Origin of the sequence: Kitasatospora sp. NPDC088779, assembly GCF_040685395.1 — a bacterium.
Lineage (GTDB): Bacteria > Actinomycetota > Actinomycetes > Streptomycetales > Streptomycetaceae > Kitasatospora.
The window spans coordinates 58,367-82,751 of the sequence record NZ_JBFBHW010000023.1 but is presented as its reverse complement, the minus strand read 5'-3'; the positions used below and the strand labels follow the sequence as shown (position 1 = coordinate 82,751).

Here is a 24,385-nt window from a genome sequence, read left to right as displayed (position 1 = left end):
CACCCGATGGTTGGGGGTGCCATCTGTTCGGCGGAACTCGCCGGAACTCGCCGGAATTCGGCGGGGGTTCGGCGGGGGTTCGGCGGGGGGTTCGCGGCCCGGCCGGGCCGGCTCAGCCCCCGTCCAGCAGGTAGTCGTGCAGCAAGGAGATGACCCGGGCCCGCTGCGCGGTCAGGTAGAAGTGCCCGCCGGGCAGCACGTGGAACGCGAACTCCTTGCCGGCCAGCGCCTCCCAGCCGCGGGCCCGCTCGACGCTCACCGTGACGTCGGAGTCCCCGGTGAGCACCACGACCCCGCAGTCCACCGGGCGCAGCGCGGTGGGCCGGTAGGAGTCGATCAGCAGGTAGTCGTTGCGCAGGATCGGCAGCACCATCTCCCGGATGTCCGGGTCGTCGAAGATCGACATCTGGGTCCCGCCGTGGCCCGCGACCGTGGCGAGGAGCTCGTCGTCGCCACGGGGCAGGGCCGGCGCCCGCCCGGCCGGTCCGTCGCCGGAGCCGGCCGGCGCCTGCGGCGGCGGGTAGCCGGAGAGCACCAGCCGGGCCACCGGCAGGCCCTGCGCGTGCAGCGACTGCACGGTCTCGTACGCGAGCAGCGCGCCCATGCTGTGGCCGAAGACGACCGTCTCGACGCCGGGGCGGTCGGTCTCCAGCAGCGCCCGCGTCAGCTGGGCCACCAGGGTCGCGGCGTCCTGGACGAAGGGGTCCTCGATCCGCTCCTCCCGCCCCGGGTACTGGACGAGCTGGAGTTCGACGGCCGCCGAGAGGTGGTTGGCCCAGGGCCGGTAGAAGCCCGCGCTGCCGCCGGCGTGCGGCAGGCAGACCAGCCGACGGGTCGCCTCCGGGCGCGGCCGGGGGATCACCAGCCAGGGTTGGTCGTCGTTCAAACGGTCACTTCCTTCCGTCGGCCCCGCGGGGCCGTGTCCGTACCGGCCCGGCCGGTCATCCGCAGGCCCGGACGATCTCGCGCAGGGCCTCGTGCATGCGCTGGAGCAGGGCGGTGGCCGCCGCCTCGTCGAACCGGCCGCCCGCGTACACGCAGGACAGCTCCATCCGGCCGCCCTCGACCGCGGCGGCGACGTCCAGCTCGTAGGTGCGGGTCTCGCCCGGCTCGTGGTCGCCGCCGCCGTGGTCCAGGTGGCGCAGGATCAGCCGGTCCCCCTCGGGCAGCTGGTTGTCCCACTGGCCGAGGTAGTTGAAGCCGATCCGGGCCCTGGGCACCGGGACCAGCAGGTCCTCCCGGGCCTCGGCGGCCGCCGCCAGCCGCAGGACGCCGTGGCCGATGCCGCGGCGCGGGACGGCCCGCAGCCGGCGCTTGGCCACCCGGACGGCGGCGGTCGGCGCCAGGTCCGCGGGCACGTCGAGCAGCACCGGGTAGATCGTGGTGAACCAGCCGACGGTGCGGGACAGGTCGACGCCGTCCAGGATCTCCTCGCGGCCGTGCCCCTCCAGGTCGATCACGGTGCCGCCGTCGCCGGCGTGGCCCTGGGCGGCGAGCGCCTGGGCGAGGGCGGTCAGCAGCACCTCGTGGACCTGCGCGCGCAGCACGCCGGGCACCCGGCGCAACAGCGCCTCCGTCTCGTCCCCGGTCAGGGTGTGCCGCGCGGTGCGGCGGTCACCGAACCGGCCGGTGTCCAGGTGCTCCCCGGCGGGCTCGGGCAGCGACCGCCAGTGCGCCAGCTCGTCGTCGAAGCCGCCGGTCAGGGCGTGCTCGCGCAGTCGGCGGGACCACTGGCCGAAGGAGGTGGAGCGCGGGGCGGGCCGCACGGGCCGGCCGGCCGCCAGGTCGGCGTAGGCGGAGCGCAGGTCGTCGAGCAGGATGCGCCAGGAGACGCCGTCGACCACCAGGTGGTGCGCGGTGAGGAACAGCCGGGCCGGGCGGTCCGGTCCCAGGTCGGCCAGGACGGCGCACAGCAACGGCCCGTCGGCCAGCCGCAGGCCGCTCTGGGCCTGCCGGAACGCCTCGGTGGCGCGCTCCTCGGCGTCCTGCGCCCCGGCGAGGTCGAGCCGCTGGAAGTCCCAGCAGCCGTCGGCCTCGGCCGCCACCTCCTGGGACCAGGCGCCCCCGGCGTCGCGGGTGTAGCGGGCGCGCAGCATGTCGTGCTGCCCGACCAGCGCGGCCAGGGCGGCACGCAGGGCCTCGGCGTCGGTGCCCGGGACGAGTTCGAACAGCAGCGACTGGTTGAAGTGGCCCGGGTTGACGGTGTGGTGCTCGAAGAACCACTGCTGCACGGCGGTCAGCGGCACGGGCCCGGTGCGGTACGGGTCCTCCTCGGCCGGCCCGCTCTCCCCCGTCCCGGCGGCCTTGGCGAGCGCGGCGACGGTCTTGTGCTGGAAGAGGTCCCGGGCGGTGAAGTGCAGGCCCTCCTGGCGAGCCCGGGCGACCACCTGGGTGGAGAGGATGGAGTCGCCGCCGAGCAGGAAGAAGTCGTCCTCGGCGCCGACGTCCTCGATGCCCAGCACCGAGCGGAACACCTCGGCCAGCGCGGTCTCCACCGGGCCGGTCGGCGGGGTGGAGACCCTGGTCAGGGCCTCCCGGGCGTCCGGCAGGGCGTCCCGGTCGACCTTGCCGTTGGTGGTGAGCGGCATCGCGTCCATCGGGATCAGCGCGGCGGGCACCATGAAGGCGGGCAGTTCCTCGGTCAGGGCCTCGCGGACCTCGCGGACCGCCTCGCCCCGGTCGCGGCCGGGCGCGGCGACCAGGTAGCCGACGAGCTGCTTGCCGCGGTCGCTCTCGCGGACCACCACGGCGGCCTGGTCGACCGCGGGGTGGCGCTGCATCGCCGACTCGATCTCGCCGGGCTCGACCCGGAAGCCGCGGATCTTGACCTGGTCGTCGGCGCGGCCGCGGAAGTCGATCCGCCCGTCGGGCAGCCAGGCGCCGAGGTCGCCGGTGCGGTAGAGCCGGGCCCCGGGGTCGTCCGCGAAGGGGTGCGGGACGAACCGCTGCTCGGTCAGCTCCGGGCGGCCCAGGTAGCCCTGGGCGACGCCGCGGCCGCCGAGGTGGATCTCGCCGGTGACGGCGGGCGGCACCGGGTTGCCGTGCGGGTCCAGCAGGTAGACCTCGGTGTTGGGCAGCGGCCGGCCGATCGACAGCCGGCTGCCGGCCTCCTCGTCCTGGACCTCGAACATGGTGGCGCCGACGGTGTTCTCGGTCGGGCCGTAGCCGTTGATGAAGCGGTGGACCCGCGACCACCTGCGGGCCAGGCCGACCGGGCAGCGGTCGCCGACGGCGAGCACCACCGAGCCGGCGGGCAGTGCCTCGGGCTCGACCGCCGCGAGGGCCGCGGGCGGCAGCGCGAGGACGGTGGGCCGGCCTCCCGCCATGGCGCGCAGCTGCTCGCTGCCCAGCGCCTCGGACTCGTTCGCCGGGAGGGCGAGCGCCGCGCCGGAGACGAGGGCGAGGAAGGTCTCCCAGACCGCGCCGTCGAAGCTGGGCGAGGAGAGCTGGGTCACCGTGTTCTCGGGGCCGGTGCCGACGATCAGCCGGGAGGCGTTGACCACGTTGGTCAGGCCGCCGTGGCCCAGCAGCACGCCCTTGGGCGTCCCGGTGGAGCCGGAGGTGTAGACGATGTAGGCGAGCGCGTCCGGCCCCACCCGGTCGCCCTCGGGCACCGGTCCGGTGTGCGCGTCGAGCTGCGGGCGCAGGTCCTCCAGGATCAGCGGCTCGGCGGCGGACTCGCCCGCGTCGGCGGCCAGCGCGCGTTCGGTGAAGACGAACCCGGCGCCGGTCTCGGCCAGCATCAGCTCCCGGCGGGCGGCCGGGAAGCGCGGGTTCAGCGGCAGGAAGGCGGCGCCGGCCTTGAGCACCGCGAGGGTGGCGGCCACCTGGTCGGGACCGCGCTCGCAGCAGACGCCGACGACGTCGCCGGGGCGGGTGCCGCGGGAGCGCAGCACCTCGGCCAACAGCCCGGCCCGGCGGTCGAGTTCGGCGTAGCTGAGCCGCTCGTCGCCGCGCACCACCGCGAGGCCGTCGGGGCGTTCGGCGGCCCGCTTGGCCACCAGCAGGTGCACCGGGTCCTGTTCGGGGAAGGCCACCGGGTTGCGGGCCCAGTCCACGGTGAGCCGGTTGTGCTGCTTCGGGTCGAGCAGGTCGAGCCGGCCCAGCTCCTGGTCGGGGTCGGCGGCGATCGAGCCGAGCAGGGTGGTCAGGTGGCCGGCGAAGCGGCGCACCGTGGCCTCGTCGTACAGGTCGGTGCTGTACTCCAGGGCGGACCAGAGGCTGCCGTCGGGGCGCTCCTCGAAGGCCACCACGAGGTCGAAGCCGGTGCTCGCCTGCGGCAGGGCCAGCTGCTCCATGGTCAGCCCGGGCAGGTCGAGGACCGCCTCGGGGGCGTTCTGCAGGACGATGAGCACCTGGGCGAGCGGCATCCGGCTGGGGTCTCGCTCGGGCTGGACGGCGTCCACCACCCGCTCGAACGGGACCTCCGCGTGGTCGAAGCCGGCCAGCACGGTGTCGCGGACCTGGCCCAGGAAGTCCCGGAAGCCCAGGCCCGGCTCGGTCCGGGCGCGCAGCACCAGGGTGTTGAGGAACAGGCCGACCAGGTCGGCGAGTTCGGGCTCGTCGCGGCCGGCCACCGGGGTGCCGATCGCGACGTCCTCCTGCCGGGAGAGCCGGGCCAGCAGCAGCTGGGTGGCCGCGGTGAGCGTCATGAACAGCGTCGCCGCGGCGGACTCGGTGAGCTCGCGCAGCCCGGCGACGGTCTCCGCCGGGACGCTGAACTCGTGGAAGGCGCCCGCCCCGGTGGGCACGGCGGGGCGCTGCCGGTCGGTCGGCAGCTCCAGCACAGGGACGCCGTCGAGCTGCTCGCGCCAGTAGTCGAGCTGCTCGTCGAGCCGCCCGCCGGAGGCCCGCTCGCGCTGCCACACCGAGTAGTCCGCGTACTGCGGCCCCGGCGCGGGCAGGTCGGGTTCGCGCCCCTGGAGCGCGGCCGCGTAGTACTGGCCCAGCTCGCGGGTGACGATCGACAGCGACCAGCCGTCGTGCGCGATGTGGTGGATGCTCAGGACGAGCACGTGCTCGCGGTCGGAGAGCCGGACGAGGAGGGTCCGCAGCACCGGGCCGGTGCGCAGGTCGAAGGGCCGGCCGGCCTCCTCGCGGACCAGCCGCAGCAGTTCCTCCTCCCGCTCCTCGGGCGTCCCGCCGCCGGCCTCCACGACCGGCAGCGGGATGTCCACGCTCGGGTGCGGGACCTGCACCGGGACGCCGTCCACCTGGTCGTAGGTGGTGCGCAGCGCCTCGTGCCGGTCGACGACGGCGGCCAGCGCGCCGTGCAGCGCCGCGCGGTCGAGGTCGCCGCGCAGCCGCAGCGCGAAGGAGGAGTTGTAGCCGACCGACTCCGGGTCGAACTCGTACAGGAACCACATCCGCTGCTGGGCGAAGGACATCGGCAGCGGGCGGGAACGGTCGGCGGGGCGCAGCGCGGTGCTCGCGGCGGCCTCGGGGGCGGGCGCCTCGGCGCCCGCCAGGCGGTCCCGCAGCAGGGCCCGCAGGTGCTCGGGCAGGGCCGCGATGCGGTCCTCGCGGGACGTGGACGTCTGGGTCTCACTCATGTCGGTTGCCCCTACTCCGCCGCCGGCGCCGACTGGCGCGCGGCCTCTCGCTCCAGTTCCTCCAGCAGCGCGTCCTCGACGAGTCGCGCCACCCCCGCCACGGTGGGGTTCTCCAGGAGGCTGCGGAAGGCGATCCGGATGCCGAAGGTCTGCTTGATCCTGGTGATCGCCTGCACGCTGGTCAGGGACTGCCCGCCGAGGGCGAAGAAGCTGTCGTGCGCGCCGACCCGCTCCACGTGCAGGGTCTCGGACCAGATCCCGGCGATCAGCTTCTCGGTCTCGTCGCGCGGCTCCACCCACTCCTCGGCGGCCTCGACGACCGTCTCGGCGGGGTCGGGCAGCGCGGCCCGGTCGATCTTGCCGTGCCGGGTGAGCGGGAAGGACTCCACCTCGACGAAGGCGGCCGGCACCAGGTGGGCCGGGAGCCGCTCGGCGAGGTAGCCGGCGAGCTCGGCGGCGCCGGGGACGCCGCCCGCGGCCGGCCGCAGGTAGGCGACCAGGCGGGCGTGCTCGGCCTCGCCGCGGACCAGGACGACGGACTCGGCGACGCCCGGGTGGGCGTCCAGGGCCGCGGTGATCTCGCCCGGCTCGATCCGGTAGCCGCGCAGCTTGACCTGGTCGTCGAGCCGGCCGAGGAACTCCAGCCGGCCGTCGGACAGCCGGCGGACCCGGTCGCCGGTGCGGTACAGCCGCTCCTTGGGGTCGAACGGCGCGGCCAGGAAGGCCTGTTCGGTCAGGTCGGGGCGGCCCAGGTAGCCGCGGGCGAGGCCGTCGCCGGCCAGGTACAGCTCGCCGGGCGCGCCGACCGGGGCGAGGTTGCGCTCCGGGTCCAGGACGTAGGCCCGGACGTTCTGGACGGGCAGGCCGAGGACGGGCCGGGGGCTGTCGGCGACCCGGCAGACCAGCGCGTCCACGGTGGCCTCGGTGGGCCCGTAGAAGTTGTAGGCGATCAGGTCGGACTGGGCGCGCAGCCGGTCCCACTGGGCCTGGCCGATCGCCTCGCCGCCGAGCGCCGCGCCGCGCAGCGGGTGGCTGCCGGGGGCGAGCAGTCCGGCGTCGTCGAGCTGGCGGAACCAGGACGGGGTGGTCTGCAGGAAGTCGATCCGCTGCTCGGCGCGGTAGGCGACCAGGGCGTGCGCGTCGCGCCGCACCTCGTCGTCGACCAGGTGCAGTTCGTGGCCGGCGACCATCCACAGCACCGGGTTCCAGGAGGCGTCGAAGGACGCGGGCGCCAGGTGGGCGACCCGGACCTGGCGGTCGCCGCAGGCCTCGCGCAGCGGCTCGAAGACCGTCCGCAGGTGGCTGTCGAGCAGGTTCGCCAGGCTGCCGTGCTCGACCAGCACGCCCTTGGGCTTGCCGGTGGAGCCGGAGGTGTGGATGACGTAGGCGGCGTGCTCCGGGGCGAGGTCCGGGTCGGGGGCGGTGGCGGGCCGGGCCGCGATCGCGTCCCGCTCGCGCTCCGGGACGACCAGGGCGACGTCGGCGGGCAGCGCCAGTGTGGTGCTCGCGGCCTCGTCGGCGATCACCACCCGGGGCTTGACGTCCTCGACCAGCAGCCGCAGGCGCTCGGCCGGGGCGGCCGGGTCCAGCGGGGTGTAGACGCCGCCCGCCTTGAGCACCGCGAGCAGCGCGGTGATCAGGCCGGGGCCGCGCCGCAGGCAGACCGCGACCGGCACCTCGGGGCCGACACCCTGGTCGGCGAGGTGGTGGGCGAGCCGGTTGGCCCGCTCGTCCAGCTCGGCGAAGGTGATCCGCTCGCCGCCGTGGACCAGGGCGACGGCCTGCGGGGTGGCGGCGGCCTGGCGGGCGAACCGCTCGGGCACCAGGGCGTCGGTGGTGAGCGCGGTGGCGGTCTCGTTGTGGCCGGTGAGCAGCCGCTCCCGGTGGGCGGGGGCCAGCGCGCGCAGCTCGGCGAGGGTGCGCTCGGGCTCGGCCGCGATCTCCTCCAGCAGGGCGCGCAGGTCGCCGGTGACCCGGTCGGCGGTGTCGACATCGAAGAGCCCGGGGTCGTAGGCGAGCCGGAAGGAGAGCTGCTCGCCGGCGAAGACCGCGAGCACCATGGCGTAGCTGGTGGGCTCCTGGGAGCGCACGTCGCGGATCCGGATGCCCTGGTCGGAGCCCAGTTCGCCGTCGAAGGGGTAGTTCTCGACGACCACGTAGCTGTCGAACAGGTCGACCCCGGCGGGCAGCCCGGTCCAGCCGCGGATCTGGGCCAGCGAGACGTACTCGTAGCTGCGGGCCTGGACCTGGTCGCGCTGGAGGTCGCCCAGCCAGTCGAGGACGGGCTGCTCGGGGCGAACCTCGACCCGCACCGGCAGGTTGTTGATGAACAGGCCGATCATCGACTCGACGTCGGGCAGGTCGGCGGGGCGGCCGGAGACGGCCGAGCCGAAGCAGACCTCCCGCTCCCCCGCGTAGCGCGAGAGCGTCAGCGCCCAGGCGCCCTGGGCGAGCGTGTTGGTGGTGAGCCGGTGGCGCCGGGCGACCTCGGCGAGCCGCTCGGTGACCTCGGGCTCCAGCTGGAAGACGCTGGTCGCCTCGCTGCCCTGGCGGGCCGCCTCCTCGCCGGCCCGGTCGGCCGGCAGCGCGGTCGGGGCGGTGAAGCCGTCGAGCAGTTCGCGCCAGTAGCGCTCGGCGTCGGCCAGGTCCTGCTCGCCGAGCCAGGCGACGTAGTCGCGGAACGGGCGGCGGGCGGCCGGGCCGGGCCGGTCGTGGCCGGTGAGCCGGAGGTAGTCGTCGACCACCTCGGAGACCAGTTCGGCGCTGCTCCAGCCGTCCAGGAGCAGGTGGTGCGAGGTCCAGACGACCCGCAGGGCGCCGTCCGGCTCGTCGATCAGGGCCAGGCGCATCAGCGGCGCCACGGCCAGGTCGATGCCGCGGGTGCGGTCCTCGGCGAGGTACGCGGCGAACCGCTGCTCGCGCTCGGCCGCCGGCAGGGCACTCCAGTCCAGCCGCTCGACGGGCACGGTGACGTGCTCGCGGACCACCTGGAGCGGCTGGTCGGTGTCGACCCGGGCGAAGGCGGTGCGCAGCATCGGGGTCCGGTCGGCGAGGCGCTGCCAGGCCTCGGCGAAGGCGTCCGCGTCCACGCCGCCCTCCAGCAGGAAGGACAGCTGGCCGAGGTAGACGCCCTCGCCCTCCTCGGTGAGGCTGTGGAACAGCAGGCCGTGCTGCATCGGCGTGGCCGGGTAGAGGTCGGCGATCCGGCCCAGGGCGGTCAGCTCGTCCAGCAGCGGCTGGTCGACCCGGGCGAGCGGGAAGTCCGAGGGGGTGGCCCCGGAGGCGGCGGCGCCGGCCTCGCGGCAGTGCGCGACGATCCCGCGCAGGGCCTCGACGAGCTGGTCGCCGACCCGCTGGACGGTCTCGGTGGTGTGGGTCGCGGTGGAGTGGAACAGCTCGAAGCCGAGCTTGCCGTCGCGCACGTACGCCACGATGTCGAGCGGGTACTCCAGCAGTTCCCCGGGCGCCTGCTCGGTGCCGTAGCCGAGCCGCACGTCGTGCAGCAGGCCGCCGTCGTGGCCGTCGACGACCCGGCCGAGGTAGTTGAAGCCGACCTGGGCGCGGGGGCCTTCGGCGAGCAGCTCGCCGGGCGCCCCGGCCGGGCTGAGGTGGCGCAGCGCGCCGTAGCCGATGCCGCGCTGGGGGACGGCCCGCAGCTGCTCCTTGACGGAGCGGAGCCGGGCGCCCCAGTCGGCGCCGTCGGCGGTGTCCAGGGCGACCGGGAAGGAGGTGGTGAACCAGCCGGTGGTGCGGCTCAGGTCGACGTCGTCGAAGATCTCCTCGCGGCCGTGGCCCTCCAGGTCCACCAGGACGGCGGAGCGGCCGGTCCAGTCGGCGAGCACCCGGGCGAGCGCGGTCAGCAGGACGTCGTTGACCTGGGTGCGGTAGACCGCGGGGACCTCGCGCAGCAGCGCGTCGGTGCTCTCCGCGTCCAGGCCGACCCGGACGGCGGCGGCGGTGGCGACGGTCGGGGTGCCGGTGAGGTCGGCGGGCAGCGGCTCGCCGCCGGCGCGGCCGGCCGCGAACCAGTGGTCCAGCTCCTCGTCGAAGCCGCCGACCGCGGTGTGCTCGGAGAGCCGGCGGGACCAGTCGAGGAAGGAGGTGCCGCGCGAGCCGAGGTCGACCGGCCGGCCCTCGGCGGCCTGCCGGTAGGCCGTCTCCAGGTCGCCGAGCAGGGTCTGCCAGGAGACCGCGTCGACCACCAGGTGGTGGGCGGTGAGGAAGAGCCGGGCGCCGGCGGTGCCGCCGAGGTCGGCCAGCACGGCCCGCACCAGCGGGCCCTCGGCCAGGTCGAAGCCGGACTGGGCGGCGGTGGCGGCGGCCAGCAGCGCGCCCTCCGGGTCGGCCTCCAGGGTGAGGTCCAGCCGCTCCAGCGGCCAGCCGTCGCCGGGGGCGGCGATCTCCTGCTGCCAGCGGCCGTAGACGGTGCGGAAGCGGGTGCGCAGGGCGTCGTGGTGGGTGAGGAGGGCGTCGAGCGCGGTGCGCAGGTGCGCCTCGTCGGGGAGTTCGCGCAGCTCGGCCAGCACGGACATGGTGCTGTGCTGGGGGGCCTCGGTGTGGTGGTGGAAGAAGGCGCGCTGGATCGGGGTCAGCGGCGCCCTTCCGGTGACGGGTTCGGTGTTCACGCCGGCCGGCTCCTCGGGTTCGTGGGTCGAGATCGCCGCGGCGATCCCGGCGATGGTCTGGTGGCTGAAGATGTCCTGCGAGCTGAGGCGCAGTCCCAACTGCCGCGCCCGGGAGACGACCTGGATGCTCAGGATCGAGTCACCGCCCAGGTCGAAGAAGTTGTCGTCGACGCCGACCTCGGGCACCCGGAAGACCTCCGCCCAGAGCCCGGCGAGCGCCTGCTCGGCGGGGTTGCGGGGGGCCGTCCTGGTGGTGACCGGGCGGTCGTCGGCGGCCGCGGCCGGCAGCGCCCGCCGGTCCACCTTGCCGTTGGCGTTCAGCGGCAGCCGGTCGAGCCGGACGAAGGCCTGCGGCACCATGTGGCGGGGCAGCGAGCCCTCCAGGTAGCGGCGCAGTTCGGCGCTCTCCGGTGCGGTGCCGGGCCGGGGCACGACGTACCCGGTCAGGACGGCGCCCGGCTCGGAGCGCAGCGCCGCGACGGCCTCCAGGACGTCGGGGTGGCGGCGCAGGACGGCCTCGATCTCGGCGAGTTCCACCCGGAACCCGCGGATCTTGACCTGGTCGTCGCCGCGGCCGAGGAACTCGACGTCGCCGGTGGGCAGGAAGCGGGCCTGGTCGCCGGTGCGGTAGAGCCGGCCGTCGGGGTGGGGCGTGAACGGGTCGGCGGAGAAGCGCTCCTCGGTGAGGTCGGGGCGGCCCAGGTAGCCCCGGGTGACGCCGGTGCCGCCGAGGAAGAGCTCGCCGACGACGCCGACCGGCAGCGGCTCCAGGTCCGCGTCCAGGACGTACATCCGGGTGCCCGGGATGGGCCGGCCGATCGGCACGGACGCGACGTCCGGCAGGCTCTGCGGGGTGACGGTGAAGTACGAGGACTCGACGGTGGCCTCGGTGACGCCGTAGGAGTTGAGCACGACGGTGCCGGGGGCGACGCTCTTCAGCAGCCGCCGGCAGTCGTCGGTGCGCCAGTTGTCCGAGCCGACGGCCAGGTAGCGCAGCGGCGGGAAGGCCCGGCCGCTGCGGGCGGCCTCGTCGGCCAGCGCGTTGGCCAGCGAGGGCACCGTCTCGACGTGGGTGACGCGCTGGCGCTCCATCAGGTCGAGCAGGCGCACCGGGTCGGTGGTGGCGTCCTTCGGGCAGAGCACCAGGGCGCCGCCGGTGGTCAGCGCGTGCGTCAGGTCGGAGACGAAGACGTCGAAGGCCATGCTGGCGAGGTTGAGCTGGCGGACGGGGCCACGGTCGAGCCGGTAGGCCTCGCGCCAGGCGGCGGCGGCCCGGGCGACGCTGCGGTGCTCGACCGTGACGCCCTTGGGCTTGCCGGTGGAGCCGGAGGTGTAGATGACGTAGGCGAGGTTGTCCGGGGTCACCTCGGTGCTGGGCGCCTCGGCGGGCCAGCTGTCGATCTCCTCGCGGTCGGCGTCCAGGCAGAGCACGGTCGCGTCGCACAGCGGGAGCCGCTCGGCGAGGTCCCGCTGGGTGACGAGCATCGCGGCGGCGCTGTCGTCCAGCACCAGGCGCAGCCGCTCGGCGGGGTGGGTGGGGTCCAGCGGCAGGTAGGCGGCGCCGGCCTTGAGGACGCCGAGGGCGGCGACGACGGTGTCCGGGCCGCGGTCCAGGCAGATGGCGACGACGGTCTCCGGGCCGATGCCCTGGCCGACGAGGTGCTGGGCCAGCCGGTTGGCCCGGGCTTCCAGTTCCGCGTAGGTCAGCACGGTCTCCTCGAAGACCACCGCCTCGGCGTCCGGGGTCTGCTGCGCCTGCTCGGCGATCAGCTCGTGCAGGCAGGCGTCGGCGCCCGGGGTGCCGGTGTCGTTCCACTCGTACAGGACGCGGTCGCGGGCGCGCAGCGACAGCATCGGGACGTCGCCGACCCGCTGGCCGGGGGCGGTGGGCATGCTGCCGAGCAGGACGGCGAGCTGGTCGGCCAGCACCTCGGCCTGGGCGCGGTCGTAGAGCGCCGGGTCGTAGGAGAGCAGCAGGGTCAGCGAGCCGTCGTCGTCGTAGGCGGTGAGGTCCAGCGTGAAGCTGGTGGTGTCGACGGCGCGGACGTCGCTGAGCCGCAGTCCGTGGCGTTCGGCGGCGGCCCCGTTGCCCGGGTAGTTCTCGAACACCACCAGGGTCTGGAACAGCGCGCTGCCGCGCGGGACCTTGCTGCTGCGCTGGATCTCGGCGATCGAGGAGTACTCGAAGCGCCGGGATTCGGCCTGCTCGGCCTGGAGGGCCGCCAGCCACTCCACCAGCGGGGCGTCCTGGTCGACCTCGGTGCGCAGCGGCAGGGTGTTGAGCAGGTTGCCGACCATGGTGTCGGCGCCGGGCAGCTCGGTCGGGCGGCCGGCCACGGTGGTGCCGAAGCAGACGTCGCGCTGCCCGGAGTGGCGGGCCAGCAGGATCGCCCAGGCGCCCTGGACGGCGGTGTTGAGGGTGAGCCGGTGGCGGCGGACCATCGCGACCAGCGCGTCGGTCTCGGCGCCGGACAGGCCCACCCGGACCTGCCCGGCGGACTGGGACTCGTGGCCCTGGGGCACCGAGCGGCCGAAGGGCAGCTGGGTCGGCGCGTCCAGGTCGCCCAGCAGGGCGCTCCAGTGGGCGGCGGCCGCGTCCTTGTCCTGCCGGGCCAGCCAGGCGACGTAGTCGCGGAACGGCCGGCGCTCGGGCAGCGCCGGGGCCTTGCCCCTGCCGTCGGTGAGCGCCTGGTAGGCGGCGAAGAGGTCGGCGAACAGGTGCGAGGTGCTCCAGCCGTCCAGGACGGCGTGGTGGAAGGTCCACACGACGCGGACGGTCCGCTCGTCCTCGCGGGCGAGGGCGAGGCGCATCAGCGGCGCCCGGGACAGCTCGATCCCGGTGGCGCGCTCCTCGTCGATCAGCGCCTTGAGCCGGCGGTCCAGTTCGGCGGCGGGCAGGCCGGTCCAGTCGAGGCGGCGCACCGTCAGCCGGGCGGAGCGCTCGACCACCTGGACGGGCTCGGGGACGCCGTCCCAGACCAGCCGGGTGCGCAGCGCGGGGGTGCGGTCGACCACGTGCTGCCAGGCGGCGGCCAGCGCGTCGACGTCGCGGACGCCCTCCAGCCGGAAGGCGACGTGGTCGGAGTAGGCACCGACGCCGTCCTGGTTGAGGGTGTGGAAGAGCATCCCGCTCTGCATCGGGGTCAGGGGGTGGATGTCCTCGACGGTGGAGCCGGCCGGCACCAGCCGGTCGACGGTCGCCTGGTCGAGGGTGAGCAGCGGGAAGTCGCCGGGGGTGGCGCCGCCGGCGCCGGGGGTCAGGCAGTGCTCGACGAGTTCGGTCAGGGCCGCCGCGAAGTCGTCGGCGAGCCGCTGCACGGTGGCCTGGTCGTGGCGCTGCGGCGCGTAGTGGAAGTCGAAGGTCAGCACGCCGTGCCGGACCTCGCCGACGATGTCCAGCAGGTGCGGCCGCTCCTCGTCCGGGTGGTGGTCCAGGCCGTAGTCGGGTTCGACGGCGCGGAACAGCTCGCTCCCGGCCGCGGCGTCGCTCCACTGGCCGAGGTAGTTGAAGCTGACCTGGGGCTGCGGCGCCGCGGCCAGGGCGGCGGCCTGCGGCTGGTCGCCGCGCAGGTAGCGCAGCGGACCGTAGCCGGCGCCGCGGCCGGGCACGGCGCGCAGCAGTTCCTTGGTGTCGCGGATGAGCCGGCCGAGCGGGCGGTCGGCCGGGGACTCCAGCAGCACCGGGAAGATCGAGGTGAACCAGCCGACCGTCCGGGAGACGTCGGTACCGTCCAGGATCTCCTCGCGGCCGTGGCCCTCCAGGGTGATCAGGGTGCGGGCCCGGCCGGTGAAGCGGGCGAGCGCGCGGCCGAGCGCGGTCAGCAGGACGTCGTTGACCTGGGTGCGGTAGACGGCGGGCACGTCCTGGAGCAGTTGCCGGGTGCGCTCGGCGTCGAGGCCGGCGCTGACGGCGAGGGTGTCGCCGACGCTGTTGCGGCCCTCCCGGTCGGTGGGCAGGTCGGCGGAGCCGGCCGGCACCGGGCGGGCCCAGTGCGCCAGCTCGTCGTCCAGGCCGCCGTCCTGGGTGAAGGCGGCGAGGCGGCGCGCCCAGCCGCGGTACGAGGTGCCGGCCGGGCCGAGGTCGACGTCCTCGCCGCGGACGGCCTGCCGGTAGGCGCTCTCCAGGTCCTCCAGGAGGATCCGCCAGGAGACGCCGTCCACGGCCAGGTGGTGCACGGTGAGCAGCAGCCGCGCGGGCTCGCCGACGCCGTGGTCGAACAGCAGGGTGCGCACCAGCGGCCCTTCGGCCGGGTCCAGCGAGGCCTGCGCGGCCTCGGCGAGGGTGCGCATGGCGGCGGCGCGCTCCCCGGGGGCGGCCTGGTCGAGGGTGATCCGCTCGATCCGGGCCTCGGCCGGCACGGCGTCGGCGTCCGGCGCGCTGACGGTCTGGACCCGCCGGCCGTCGGGGCCGGTGGCGAAGCGGGTGCGCAGGGCCTCGTGCCGGCGGACGAGGCCGGCCAGAGCGCGGGCCAGCGCGGGCTCGTCGACCGCGCCGTCCAGGGTGATCAGCACGGACTGGTTGAAGTGGTGGGCGCCGCGGGTGTGGTGGGCGAAGAACCACTCCTGGACGGGGCCGAGCGGGGCCGGCTCGTGGTCGTCGGCGTCGGCCTGGACGACCGGGGCCTCCTCCACCGGGCGGGCGGCGCGGGCGAGGTCGGCGAGCGACTGCCGGGAGAAGATGTCCTTCGAGGTGATGACGAGTCCGGCCCGGCGGGCCCGGGCGACCACCTGGATGCTCAGGATGGAGTCGCCGCCGAGTTCGAAGAAGTTGTCGTCGACGCCGACCTTGCCGATGCCGAGCACCTCCGACCAGACCTCGGCGAGCGCCTGCTCGGCCGGGTCCTCGGGGGCCCGGTAGTCCTCCCGCTCCAGGGGGGCGTCCGGCGCCGGCAGGGCCCGGACGTCGACCTTGCCGTTGGACGTGAGCGGGAAGGTGTCGAGGGTGGCGAAGGCGGTCGGAACGCTGTAGGAGGGCAGCCGCTGCTCGGCGAAGGCCCGCAGGTCCTGCGGCGCGATGACGGCGCCGGGCTCGGCGCGCAGGTAGCCGACCAGCCGCTTGTGGTCGCCGTCCGCGAGGGCGACCACCAGGGCCTCGGCCACCGCGGGGTGGGCCTCCAGGACGGCTTCGACCTCGCCGGGCTCGATCCGGTAGCCGCGGACCTTGACCTGGGTGTCGGCGCGGCCGAGGTACTCGACCAGGCCGTCGGCCCAGCGCACCACGTCCCCGGTGCGGTACATCCGCTCGCCGGGCTCCGCCGCGAACGGCGAGGGTTGGAAGCGCTCCTCGGTCAGTTCCGGGCGGCCCAGGTAGCCGCGGGCGACGCCGGGGCCGGCGATCCAGAGCTCGCCGGGCGTGCCGGGCGGGACGGGGCGGCGGCGCTCGTCGAGGACGTACACCGCCGTGTTGGAGATCGGGCGTCCGATCGGGATGGCGCGCACGCCGTCGGTCTCGCGGATCAGGTGGGAGACGGCGAAGGTGGTGGTCTCGGTCGGGCCGTAGCCGTTGACCAGCCGCTGCGGCGGGGCGCCGCCGGCCAGCAGTTCGGCGATCCGGCGCGGGTTGAGCGCCTCGCCGCCGACCAGCAGGTGGCGCATGCCGCCGAAGGCGGTGGGCTCCAGGCCGACGACCTGGTTGAAGACGCCGGCGGTGAGGAACATCGCGGTGGCGCCGGTCGAGCGCAGTGCGGCCGCGAAGGCCGGCGGGTCGAGCAGGACGTCCTTGGTGATGACGGCGATCCGCGCCCCGGCCACCAGCGGGCCCCAGAACTCGAAGGTCGCCGCGTCGAAGGTGGCGTCGGCGACCTGAGCCACCACGTCGTCGGCCGCCAGCGGGGCGTAGTCGGCGCCGCGGACCAGCCGGACGATGGAGCGGTGCTCGACCACGACGCCCTTGGGTCGGCCGGTGGAGCCGGAGGTGTAGATGACGTAGGCGGCGCTCCGCGGCCCCGCGTCGGTGGCCGGCGGACCGGCCGGGAGGGCGGCCAGCTCGGCGGTGCGCTCGGCGGGCAGCAGGGCCGGGACGGCCAGGTCGGGCAGCCGTTCGAGCAGCTCCCGGTCGGTGACGCAGAGAGCGGCCCCGGTGTCCGCGAGCATGAACTCCAGCCGGTCGGCCGGGTAGTCCGGGTCCAGCGGCACGTAGGCGCAGCCGGCCTTGAGCACGGCCAGCAGGGCGACGACCAGGCCGGTGCCGCGGGGCAGGCAGACCGCGACGTGCTGGCCGGGGCGGGCGCCGTGGTCGAGCAGCAGCCGGGCCAACCGGTCGGCCCGCTTGTCAAGTTGACGGTAGGTCAGCTCACCTTCGGCGGCGGTGACGGCGATGGCGTCGGGGGTGGCCGCGGCCTGCTCGGCGACCAGCGAGTGGACGGTCCGGTCGGCCGGGTAGGGCACCCGGTTCTCGGCCCAGTCGCGGGTGACGGTGTCGAGTTCGGCGGCGGTGAGCAGCGGCAGGTCGCCGACCGGGCGGTCGGCGTCGGCGGCGACGCCCGCCAGCAGGAGCAGCAGCCGGGTGCAGAGCGCGTCGATGGTCGAGGCGTCGAACAGGTCGGTGTTGTACTCCACCGTCCCGCCCAGCGTGCCGTCGGCGGCCGGAGTGAACTCCAGCGTCAGGTCGAAGATGGAGGACACCGAGGGCGCGCGGAACTCCTCGACGGCCGGGCCGCCGAAGTCGGGCAGGGCGCCGGGGTCGTTCTGGAGCACGAGGGCGGCCTGCACCAGCGGGGTGCGGCTCGGGTCGCGCTCGGGCTGGATCTCGTCCACCAGGCGGTGGAAGGGGACGTCCTGGTTGCTGAGGGCGTCCCAGAGCTGGTCGGTGGTGCGCTCCAGCAGGTCGCCGAAGGCCTCGTCCAGGTCGATCCGACCGTGCAGGACCAGGGTGTTGACGAAGAAGCCGACCAGCGGCTCCAGTTCGGTGCGGTCGCGGCCGACCGACACGGTGCCCAGGCCCACGGTGCGCTGGCCGGTGTGCCGGGCCAGCAGCACCTGGGTGGCGGCGGCGAGCACGGCGAAGAGCGTGGTGCCGCGTTCGGCACCGAGCGTGTCGAGCCCGGCGGCGACCTCGGCGTCGACCTGGAAGGCGTGCAGGGCGCCGACGGTGGTGCGCACCGCCGGGCGGGGCCGGTCGGTGGGCAGCTCCAGCGGCTGGATGTCCGCCAACTCGTCGCGCCAGTAGTCCAGTTGCCCGGACAGGCGGTCTTCGGTGCAGCGCTCGCGCTGCCAGCGGGAGTAGTCGCGGTAGCTGACCGGCAGCGGGGCGAGGGTGTGCGGGCGGCCCTCGACGGCGGCCCGGTAGAGCTCGCCGAGCTCGCCGGTCAGCAGGCCCTTGGACCAGCCGTCGGCGGCGATGTGGTGCAGGTTGAGGAAGAGCGCGTGGTCGTCCGGGCCGTGCCGCACGACCGTGGAGCGCAGCAGCGGGCCGCTGGCGAGGTCGAAGGGGGTGGCGAGTTCGCGGCGCAGCAGCGCGGCGAACTCGGCCTCCCGCTCCTCGGCGCCCAGCGCGCTCAGGTCCACCGGCTCGGTGTCCGGGGCGTAGGCGGGCCGGACCTCCTGGCGGGCCACGCCGTCCTCGGTGGTGAAGACGGTGCGCAGCGGCTCGTGCCGCTCGACCAGGCCGGTCAGCGCGGTGCGCAGCGCGGCCAGGTCGAGGCCGCCGCGCAGCCGGAGGCCGAAGGAGGTGGTGTACTCGACCGCGTCGGTCTCGAACTCCTGGAGGAACCAGAGCCGTTCCTGGCCGAAGGAGAGCGGGGCCGGGCCGTCGCCGCCGGGCCGGATCGCGTCGCGGTCGCCGCCGCCGGCGGCCGCCAGTCGCTGCCGCAGGATCTCGTCGGCGTCTTGGCCCTCGCTGTGTCGCTGGTCTGTCATCGGTTGCTCCCCCGCGCGCCACCGCGCGTCGTCGTCCGGTCCGCCGGTGTCCGGCGCACGTCTTCGAGTACTTGCTTGCGGACCTGGTCCGCGAGGGCCGCCACGGTGCGGGCGGCGAACACGTGCCGGGCCGAGACCCCGACGCCGAACACCTCCCGGATCCGGGCGGTGACCTGGAGGGTGAGCACCGAGTTGGCGCCGTGGTCGAAGACGTTGTCCTCGGCTCCCACGACGGGCACGCCCAGCACCTCGGCCCAGATCCCGGCCAGCGCCGCCTCGGTCTCGTCCCGGGGCGCGGTGGGCTCGGCGGCCGGCCGCTGCTCCTCCGGCTCCGGCAGGGCCCGCCGGTCGATCTTGCCGCTCGTGGTCATCGGGAACGCGTCCAGGACGATGACGACCGGCGGGACCATGTAGCCGGGCAGCCGCTCGGCGAGCCGGGCCCGGATCTTCTCCGGGTCGGCGGTGCCGTCCGCGGGCACCACGTAGCCGGTCAGCACGGTCTGCCCGGACGGCTGGGTCCGGGCGACCACCGCGGTCTGCTCGACGCCCTCGTCGTCGAGCAGCGCGGTCTCGATCTCGCCCAGCTCGATCCGGTAGCCGCGCACCTTGACCTGGTTGTCGATCCGCCCGAGGAATTCGAGCGTGCCGTCGGGCAGCCAGCGGACCAGGTCGCCGGTGCGGTAGAGCCTCGCGCCGGCGGTGGCGGCGAGGTGGTCCGGGACGAACCGCTCCTCGGTGAGCTCCGGGCGGCCCAGGTAGCCGCGGGCCACCCCGGCGCCGCCGACGTACAGTTCGCCGGGCACGCCCACCGGGACGGGCTCGCGGTGCTCGTCGAGCACGTAGCCGGTGGTGTTGGCGATGGGCCGGCCGATCGAGGGCAGCCGCCCGACCGGGGCGTCCTCCTCCGCCTCCAGCACCGTGCCGGTGGTGAGCACGGTGGTCTCGGTCGGGCCGTACAGGTTGGACAGCGCCATCGTCGAGCCGCGCGGCAGCCGGCGGCGCACCACGTCGGCGCCGGTGAGGATGTGGCGCACCCGGCCCTGGTGCAGTGCGGGCTGGTCGAGCAGGGCCTCCAGGCGCGGCGCCGGGATGAGGATGAGGGTGATCCCCTGCTCGACGATCCAGCCGGCGAGCAGGTGCGGGTCCTCCAGGACGCGGTCGGAGGCGAAGCGGACCTCCACGCCGCAGGCGAGGGCGCCCCACTGCTCCAGCACCGTCGGGTCGAAGCCGGGCGGCACCATCTGGGTGGCCCGGTCGCCGGGCCCGGCGTCGAAGAAGTCCCGGTACCAGTCGCACAGGTTGACCACGCCGCGGTGCTCGATCAGCACGCCCTTGGCCTTGCCGGTGGAGCCCGAGGTGTAGATCACGTACGCGAGGTCGGACGGGCCGACGGCGACCTCGGGCGGCCCGTCGTGCGTGCCGGGCCCGGTGTCCTCGACGTACAGCACCTCGACGCCGTCCGGCGCCTCGGGCCCGGGCAGGTCGCGCTGGGTGAGGAGCACCGGCACCCCGGCGTCCTGGAGCACGTAGACCGTCCGGTCGTCGGGCAGTTCGGGGTCGAGCGGCAGGTAGGCGCCGCCGGCCTTGAGCACGGCGAGCTGGGCGATCGTCATCTCGGCGGCGCGCCGGGTGCGGACGCCGACGACGGTACCCGGGCCGACGCCGCGGTCGGCCAGCCGGTGGGCCAGCGCGTCCGTCAGCGCGTCGAGTTCGGCGAAGGTCAGGCTGCGGTCCTCGGTGGTGACGGCCGCGGCGTCCGGGGTGCGCCGGGCCTGGTCGGCGACCAGCCCGTGGATGGTCGCCGTGTGGAACCGGGCGCCGGTCGCGGTGGCGTTCCAGCCGGTGGTGACCAGCCGGCGTTCCTGCTCGTCCATCAGCGGCAGCTCGTCGACGAGCCGGTCCGGGTCGGCCGCCGCCATGCCCTCCAGCAGCACGGTGAGGTGGCGGGCGATCCGGGCGACGGTCTCCGGGTCGAAGAGCGCCGTGCTGTACTCGACCAGGCCGCCGAGCCGCCCGTCGCGCTCCTCGAACTCGAAGCCGATGTCGAACAGCGCGTGCATCCGCGGCAGGGCGCTCTCCTCGACCCGCAGGCCGTCCGGGCCGGGCAGCGCGTCCTGGGCCCGCTTGAGCATCAGCGCGGCCTGGATCAGCGGGGTGCGGCTGGGGTCGCGGTCCGGCTTGAGCTCGTCGATCAGCCGGTCGTACGGCAGGTGCTGGTGGGTGAAGGCCTCCAGCACGCCCTGCCGGACGTCGGCCAGGAAGGCCCCGACGGTCGTGTCGGGGGTGGTCCGGGCGCGCAGCACCAGCGTGTTGACGAAGAAGCCGAGCACGTCCTCCAGTTCGCTGTGCTCGCGGCCGGAGACGATGGTGCCCACGGCGACGTCGCGCTGGCGCGCGTACCGGGACAGCAGCAGCTGGACGCCCGCCGTGAGGACGGTGAACAGGGTGACGCCCTCCCGGCGGCAGAGCCGGGTGAGGGCGGCCACCAGCTCGGGGCTCAGCTCGAAGGAGTGGCCGGCGCCCCGGGTGGCGCGGGTGGCGGGCCGGGGCCGGTCGGTCGGCAGCTCCAGCGGCACCACGCCGTCCAGCCGGCGCTTCCAGTAGGCGAGGTCGGCGGCCTCCCGCGCGCCCCGCTCGCCGTGCTGGTGCACGGCGAAGTCGGCGTACTGAAGGGGAAGTTCGCTCAACGCGGCGGGTCGGCCGGTGGCCTCCTGGCCGAGCAGGGCGACGAGCTCGCGGGCCATCACCTCCTTGGACCAGCCGTCGGTGACGACGTGGTGCATGTCGAGGACGAGCAGGTACTCGGCGTCGGCCAGCCGGATCAGCCAGGGGCGCAGCAGCGGGCCGCCGCGCAGGTCGAAGGAGCGGCTCAGCTCGGTGCGCAGCAGTTGGTCGAGGTCGTCGACGCGCCCCTCGGCCGCGAGGTCGGTGAAGCGCACCGGCCGGTGGGCGGGGGCGTGGACGACCTGCACGCCCTGGCCGCCCTCGGTGGCGAAGGTGGTGCGCAGCGCCTCGTGCCGGGCCACCAGCGCGTCGACGGCGCGCCCGAGGGCGTCCCGGTCGAGCGGCCCGGTCAGCCGCAGGCCGAGCGGCGAGTTGTACTCGGTGCCCTGGGACTCGTAGTCGTACAGGAACCAGAGCCGCTGCTGGCCGTAGGAGAGCGGCAGCGGCCGGTCGCGGTCGACCGGCACCAGCCCGGCCCGGCGGGCGGGCTCGCTGCCCAGCCGGCCGGCCAGCCCGGCGACGGTGGGCGACTCGAACAGGGTGCGGATCGGCACCTCGACGTCCAGCACCGAGCGGATGCGCCCGATCAGCCGGGTGGCGAGCAGGGAGTGGCCGCCGAGGTCGAAGAAGCTGTCGTCGACGCCGATCGAGGCGACGCCGAGCACCTCGCAGAACAGGTCGCAGAGCTGCTCCTCGCGGGCGCTGCGCGGCCCGTGCCCGCTGCCGGTCGCTGCGGTGCCCGGGTCCGGGAGCGCGGCCCGGTCGGTCTTGCCGTTGGGGGTCAGCGGGATCCCGGGGATCGGCACCACCACGGCCGGGACCATGTAGCCGGGCAGCGTGGCGGCGGCGTGCGCGCGCAGTTCGGCCGGGTCGGCGCCGCCCTCGCCGGCCGGCACCACGTAGGAGACCAGCCGGGTGTCACCGGCCGCGTACTCGCGGGCGACGGTGACGGCGCGGGCCACCGCGGGGTGCTGCTCCAGGACGGCGTCGATCTCGCCGGGCTCGATCCGGAAGCCGCGGACCTTCAGCTGGAAGTCGGCGCGGCCGACGTACTCCAGGTTGCCGTCGGCGGCCCAGCGGACGATGTCGCCGGTGCGGTACATGCGCTCGCCCTCGGCGCCGTACGGGTCGGGCAGGAAGCGGTCCCGGGTGAGGTCCTCGCGGTGCAGGTAGCCGGTGCCGACGCCGTCCCCGGCGATGTACAGCTCGCCGGCGGCGCCGATCGGCACCAGGCGCAGCGCCTCGTCGAGGACCCGGACCCGGGTGTTGCCGATCGGCCGGCCGATGGTCGGCGCGCCGGGGCGGTCGTCCAGGCGGGCGGCGGTGGACCAGATGGTGGTCTCGGTGGGCCCGTACAGGTTGGTGACCTCGCTGCCGAGCGCGCGCATCCGCTCGGCGAGGGCGGCCGGCAGGGCCTCCCCGCCGACCAGCATCCGCAGGCCGCGCAGCGCCTGCGGGACTTCGTCGCACAGGGCCTGCCAGAGGCTGGGGGTGGCCTGCATGATCGTGGTGCCGGTGCGGCCGACCAGGGCGCCCAGCCCGGCGGGGTCGGTGACGGTCGCGCGGTCGGCGAGGACCACAGTGGCGCCGCCGACCAGCGGCAGGTAGAGCTCCAGGGCGGCGATGTCGAAGGCGATCGTGGTGACGGAGGTCCAGACGTCCTCGGCCGCGAGCGGGAAGAGGTCGGCCATCGAGACCAGGAAGTTGGTCAGCGCGTGGCGGCTGATGACGACGCCCTTGGGCCGGCCGGTGGAGCCGGAGGTGTAGATGACGTAGGCCGGGTCGGCGGCGGTCGCGGCGGGGCCCTGCGGCCCGGCGGGCTCCGTCGCCAGCCTGGCGCGCACCTGCTCGTCGTCCAGCAGCACCCGGTGGGCGGCGGTGGCGGGCAGCCGCCCGGCCGTCGCGCTGTCGGTGACCAGCGCCGAGGGGGCGGCGTGGTCGAGGATGTAGCCGATCCGGTCGGCCGGGTAGTCGGGGTCGAGCGGCACGTAGGCGGCGCCGGTGCGGGCCACCGCGAGCAGGGCGACGACGAGGTCGGCGGAGCGCGGCAGCGCCAGGGCGACGAGCCGGCCCGGGGCGGCGCCGTGGCGGCGCAGCTCGCCGGCCAGCCGCTCGGCCCGGTCGTCGAGTTCGGCGTAGCTGAGCACGGTGTCGCCGGCGATCAGGGCGGTCCGCGCGGGCTGGGCGGCGGCCCGGGCCCGGAACAGCGCGGAGACGTCGGAGTCGGGCACCGGCCGGTCGGTGGCGTTCCACGCGGTCAGCAGGGCGTGCCGCTCGGCCGGGTCCAGCACCTCGTAACCGTCCGGGTCGGCGTCCGGCGCGGCGACGGCGGCGGCCAGCAGGCGCGGCAGCGCGTCGGTGAGCCGCCGGACGGTCTCCGGGTCGAACAGCTCGGTACTGAAGGTCGCGGCCAGCCGCAACCCGGAGCCGTCGGGCGCGCTGCGGAAGCGCAGCTGGAGGTCGAACGGGGAGTGCTGGCGCGGCAGTTGGGCCACCTGGGCGTCGAGCGGGCCGAAGCCGAGCCGGGCGGGCAGGTCCTCGGCGAGGTCGAAGGCCACCTGGGCCAGCGGGTGGCGGTTGAGCGCGCGCTCGGGCCGCAGCTCGCCGACCACGGTCTCGAACGGGACGCCACCGTGGCGCCGGGCCGTGGCGGCGACCGCCGCGCAGTCGCCGACCAGCTCGCGGAAGGAGGCGCCGGGGCGGCGGACGACCCGCAGCACCACCGGGTTGGCCAGCGGGCCGACCACGGCGGCGCGCCGCCCGCCGTCGCGGCCGGGCAGGCTGCCGATCAGCGGGACGTCGGCGCCGGCGCCGAAGCGGCCGAGCAGCGCCACGACGGCGGCGTGCAGCACCGCCTCGACGCCTGCGTCGCAGTCGGCGGCCAGGTCGGCGAGGGCCGCGGTCAGCGGGCCGTCCAGCTCGTTGCGGTACTCGTCGGCGGCGTAGCGGGTGACGGCCGGGCGCGGCCGGTCGACGGGCAGGTCGAGCTGCGCCGGCGCGCCGTCCAAAGTGGCGCGCCAGTGGGCGAGTTCAGCCGCGGCGTACTCGGTGGGCCGCTCGGGGGCGCCGTTCAGCTCCCGGTCGGCGGCGGCGGCCGCGGCGTACTGCGGGGCGGGCTCGGGCGCGCCGGGGGCGGCCGGGGCGGTGGCCGCCGCGTACGCCCGGGCCAGGTCGTCGACGATCACGGCGAGCGAGCGCTCGTCGGCCGCGATCTCGTGCACCGTCAGGACCAGCACGTGGGCGTCCGGCCCGGTGGCGAGCAGCCGGGCCCGCAGCGGGGGCTCCCGGGTGAGGTCCAGGCCCTGGCCGGCCGCCCGGGTCAGCGCCTCGTCGAGCTCGTCGGGGGCGACCGGCTCGGGCCGCAGCCCGGCGAACGCCCCGCCGTCGGGGGCGGGTTCGGGGCGGCAGCGGCCCTCGGCCTCGCGGTGCACGGTGCCCAGCAGCGGATGCCGCCGGACCAGGGCGTCCAGCGCGGCGCGCAGCTGCTCCGGACCCAGGCCGCCGGCCAGCCGCAGCGCCACCGTGTGGGTGTGGCCGGCGGCGCCCTCCTGGAAGCGGTTCAGGAACCACAGGCGCTGCTGCGCCGGCGACAGGACACTGTCGTTGGTGATCGTCACGTTCGCTCTC

4 protein-coding genes are annotated in these 24,385 nt (G+C 75.6%); all 4 read right to left on the bottom strand.

Annotated elements, in window-relative coordinates; translation table 11 throughout:
- Positions 1–112: 112 nt before the first annotated feature.
- Genes AB0P03_RS22450 through AB0P03_RS22435 form a run of 4 tightly spaced genes read right to left on the bottom strand, consistent with a single transcriptional unit; the run spans position 113 to position 24,375 of the window.
- Positions 113–886, bottom strand: a complete 774-nt coding sequence (locus AB0P03_RS22450; RefSeq protein ID WP_363630427.1) for an alpha/beta fold hydrolase — start codon at positions 884–886, stop codon at positions 113–115.
- A gap of 55 nt (positions 887–941) precedes the next feature.
- Positions 942–5,552, bottom strand: a complete 4,611-nt coding sequence (locus tag AB0P03_RS22445; RefSeq protein WP_363630425.1) for an amino acid adenylation domain-containing protein — start codon at positions 5,550–5,552, stop codon at positions 942–944.
- A gap of 11 nt (positions 5,553–5,563) precedes the next feature.
- A complete protein-coding gene (locus AB0P03_RS22440; RefSeq protein WP_363630423.1) occupies positions 5,564–18,034 on the bottom strand; it encodes an amino acid adenylation domain-containing protein in 12,471 nt (4,156 codons plus the stop codon).
- Positions 18,031–24,375 (bottom strand): amino acid adenylation domain-containing protein, encoded by a 6,345-nt coding sequence (locus tag AB0P03_RS22435; protein ID WP_363630421.1) that lies wholly within the window; start codon positions 24,373–24,375, stop codon positions 18,031–18,033. Before AB0P03_RS22435 ends, AB0P03_RS22440 begins: the two co-directional genes overlap by 4 nt.
- Positions 24,376–24,385 lie beyond the last annotated feature (10 nt).

Coding starts and splice junctions, on each gene's coding strand:
- AB0P03_RS22445 (WP_363630425.1), bottom strand. CDS start 5,552: ATGAGTGAGACCCAGACGTCCACGTCCCGCGAGGACCGCATCGCGGCC.
- AB0P03_RS22440 (WP_363630423.1), bottom strand. CDS start 18,034: ATGACAGACCAGCGACACAGCGAGGGCCAAGACGCCGACGAGATCCTG.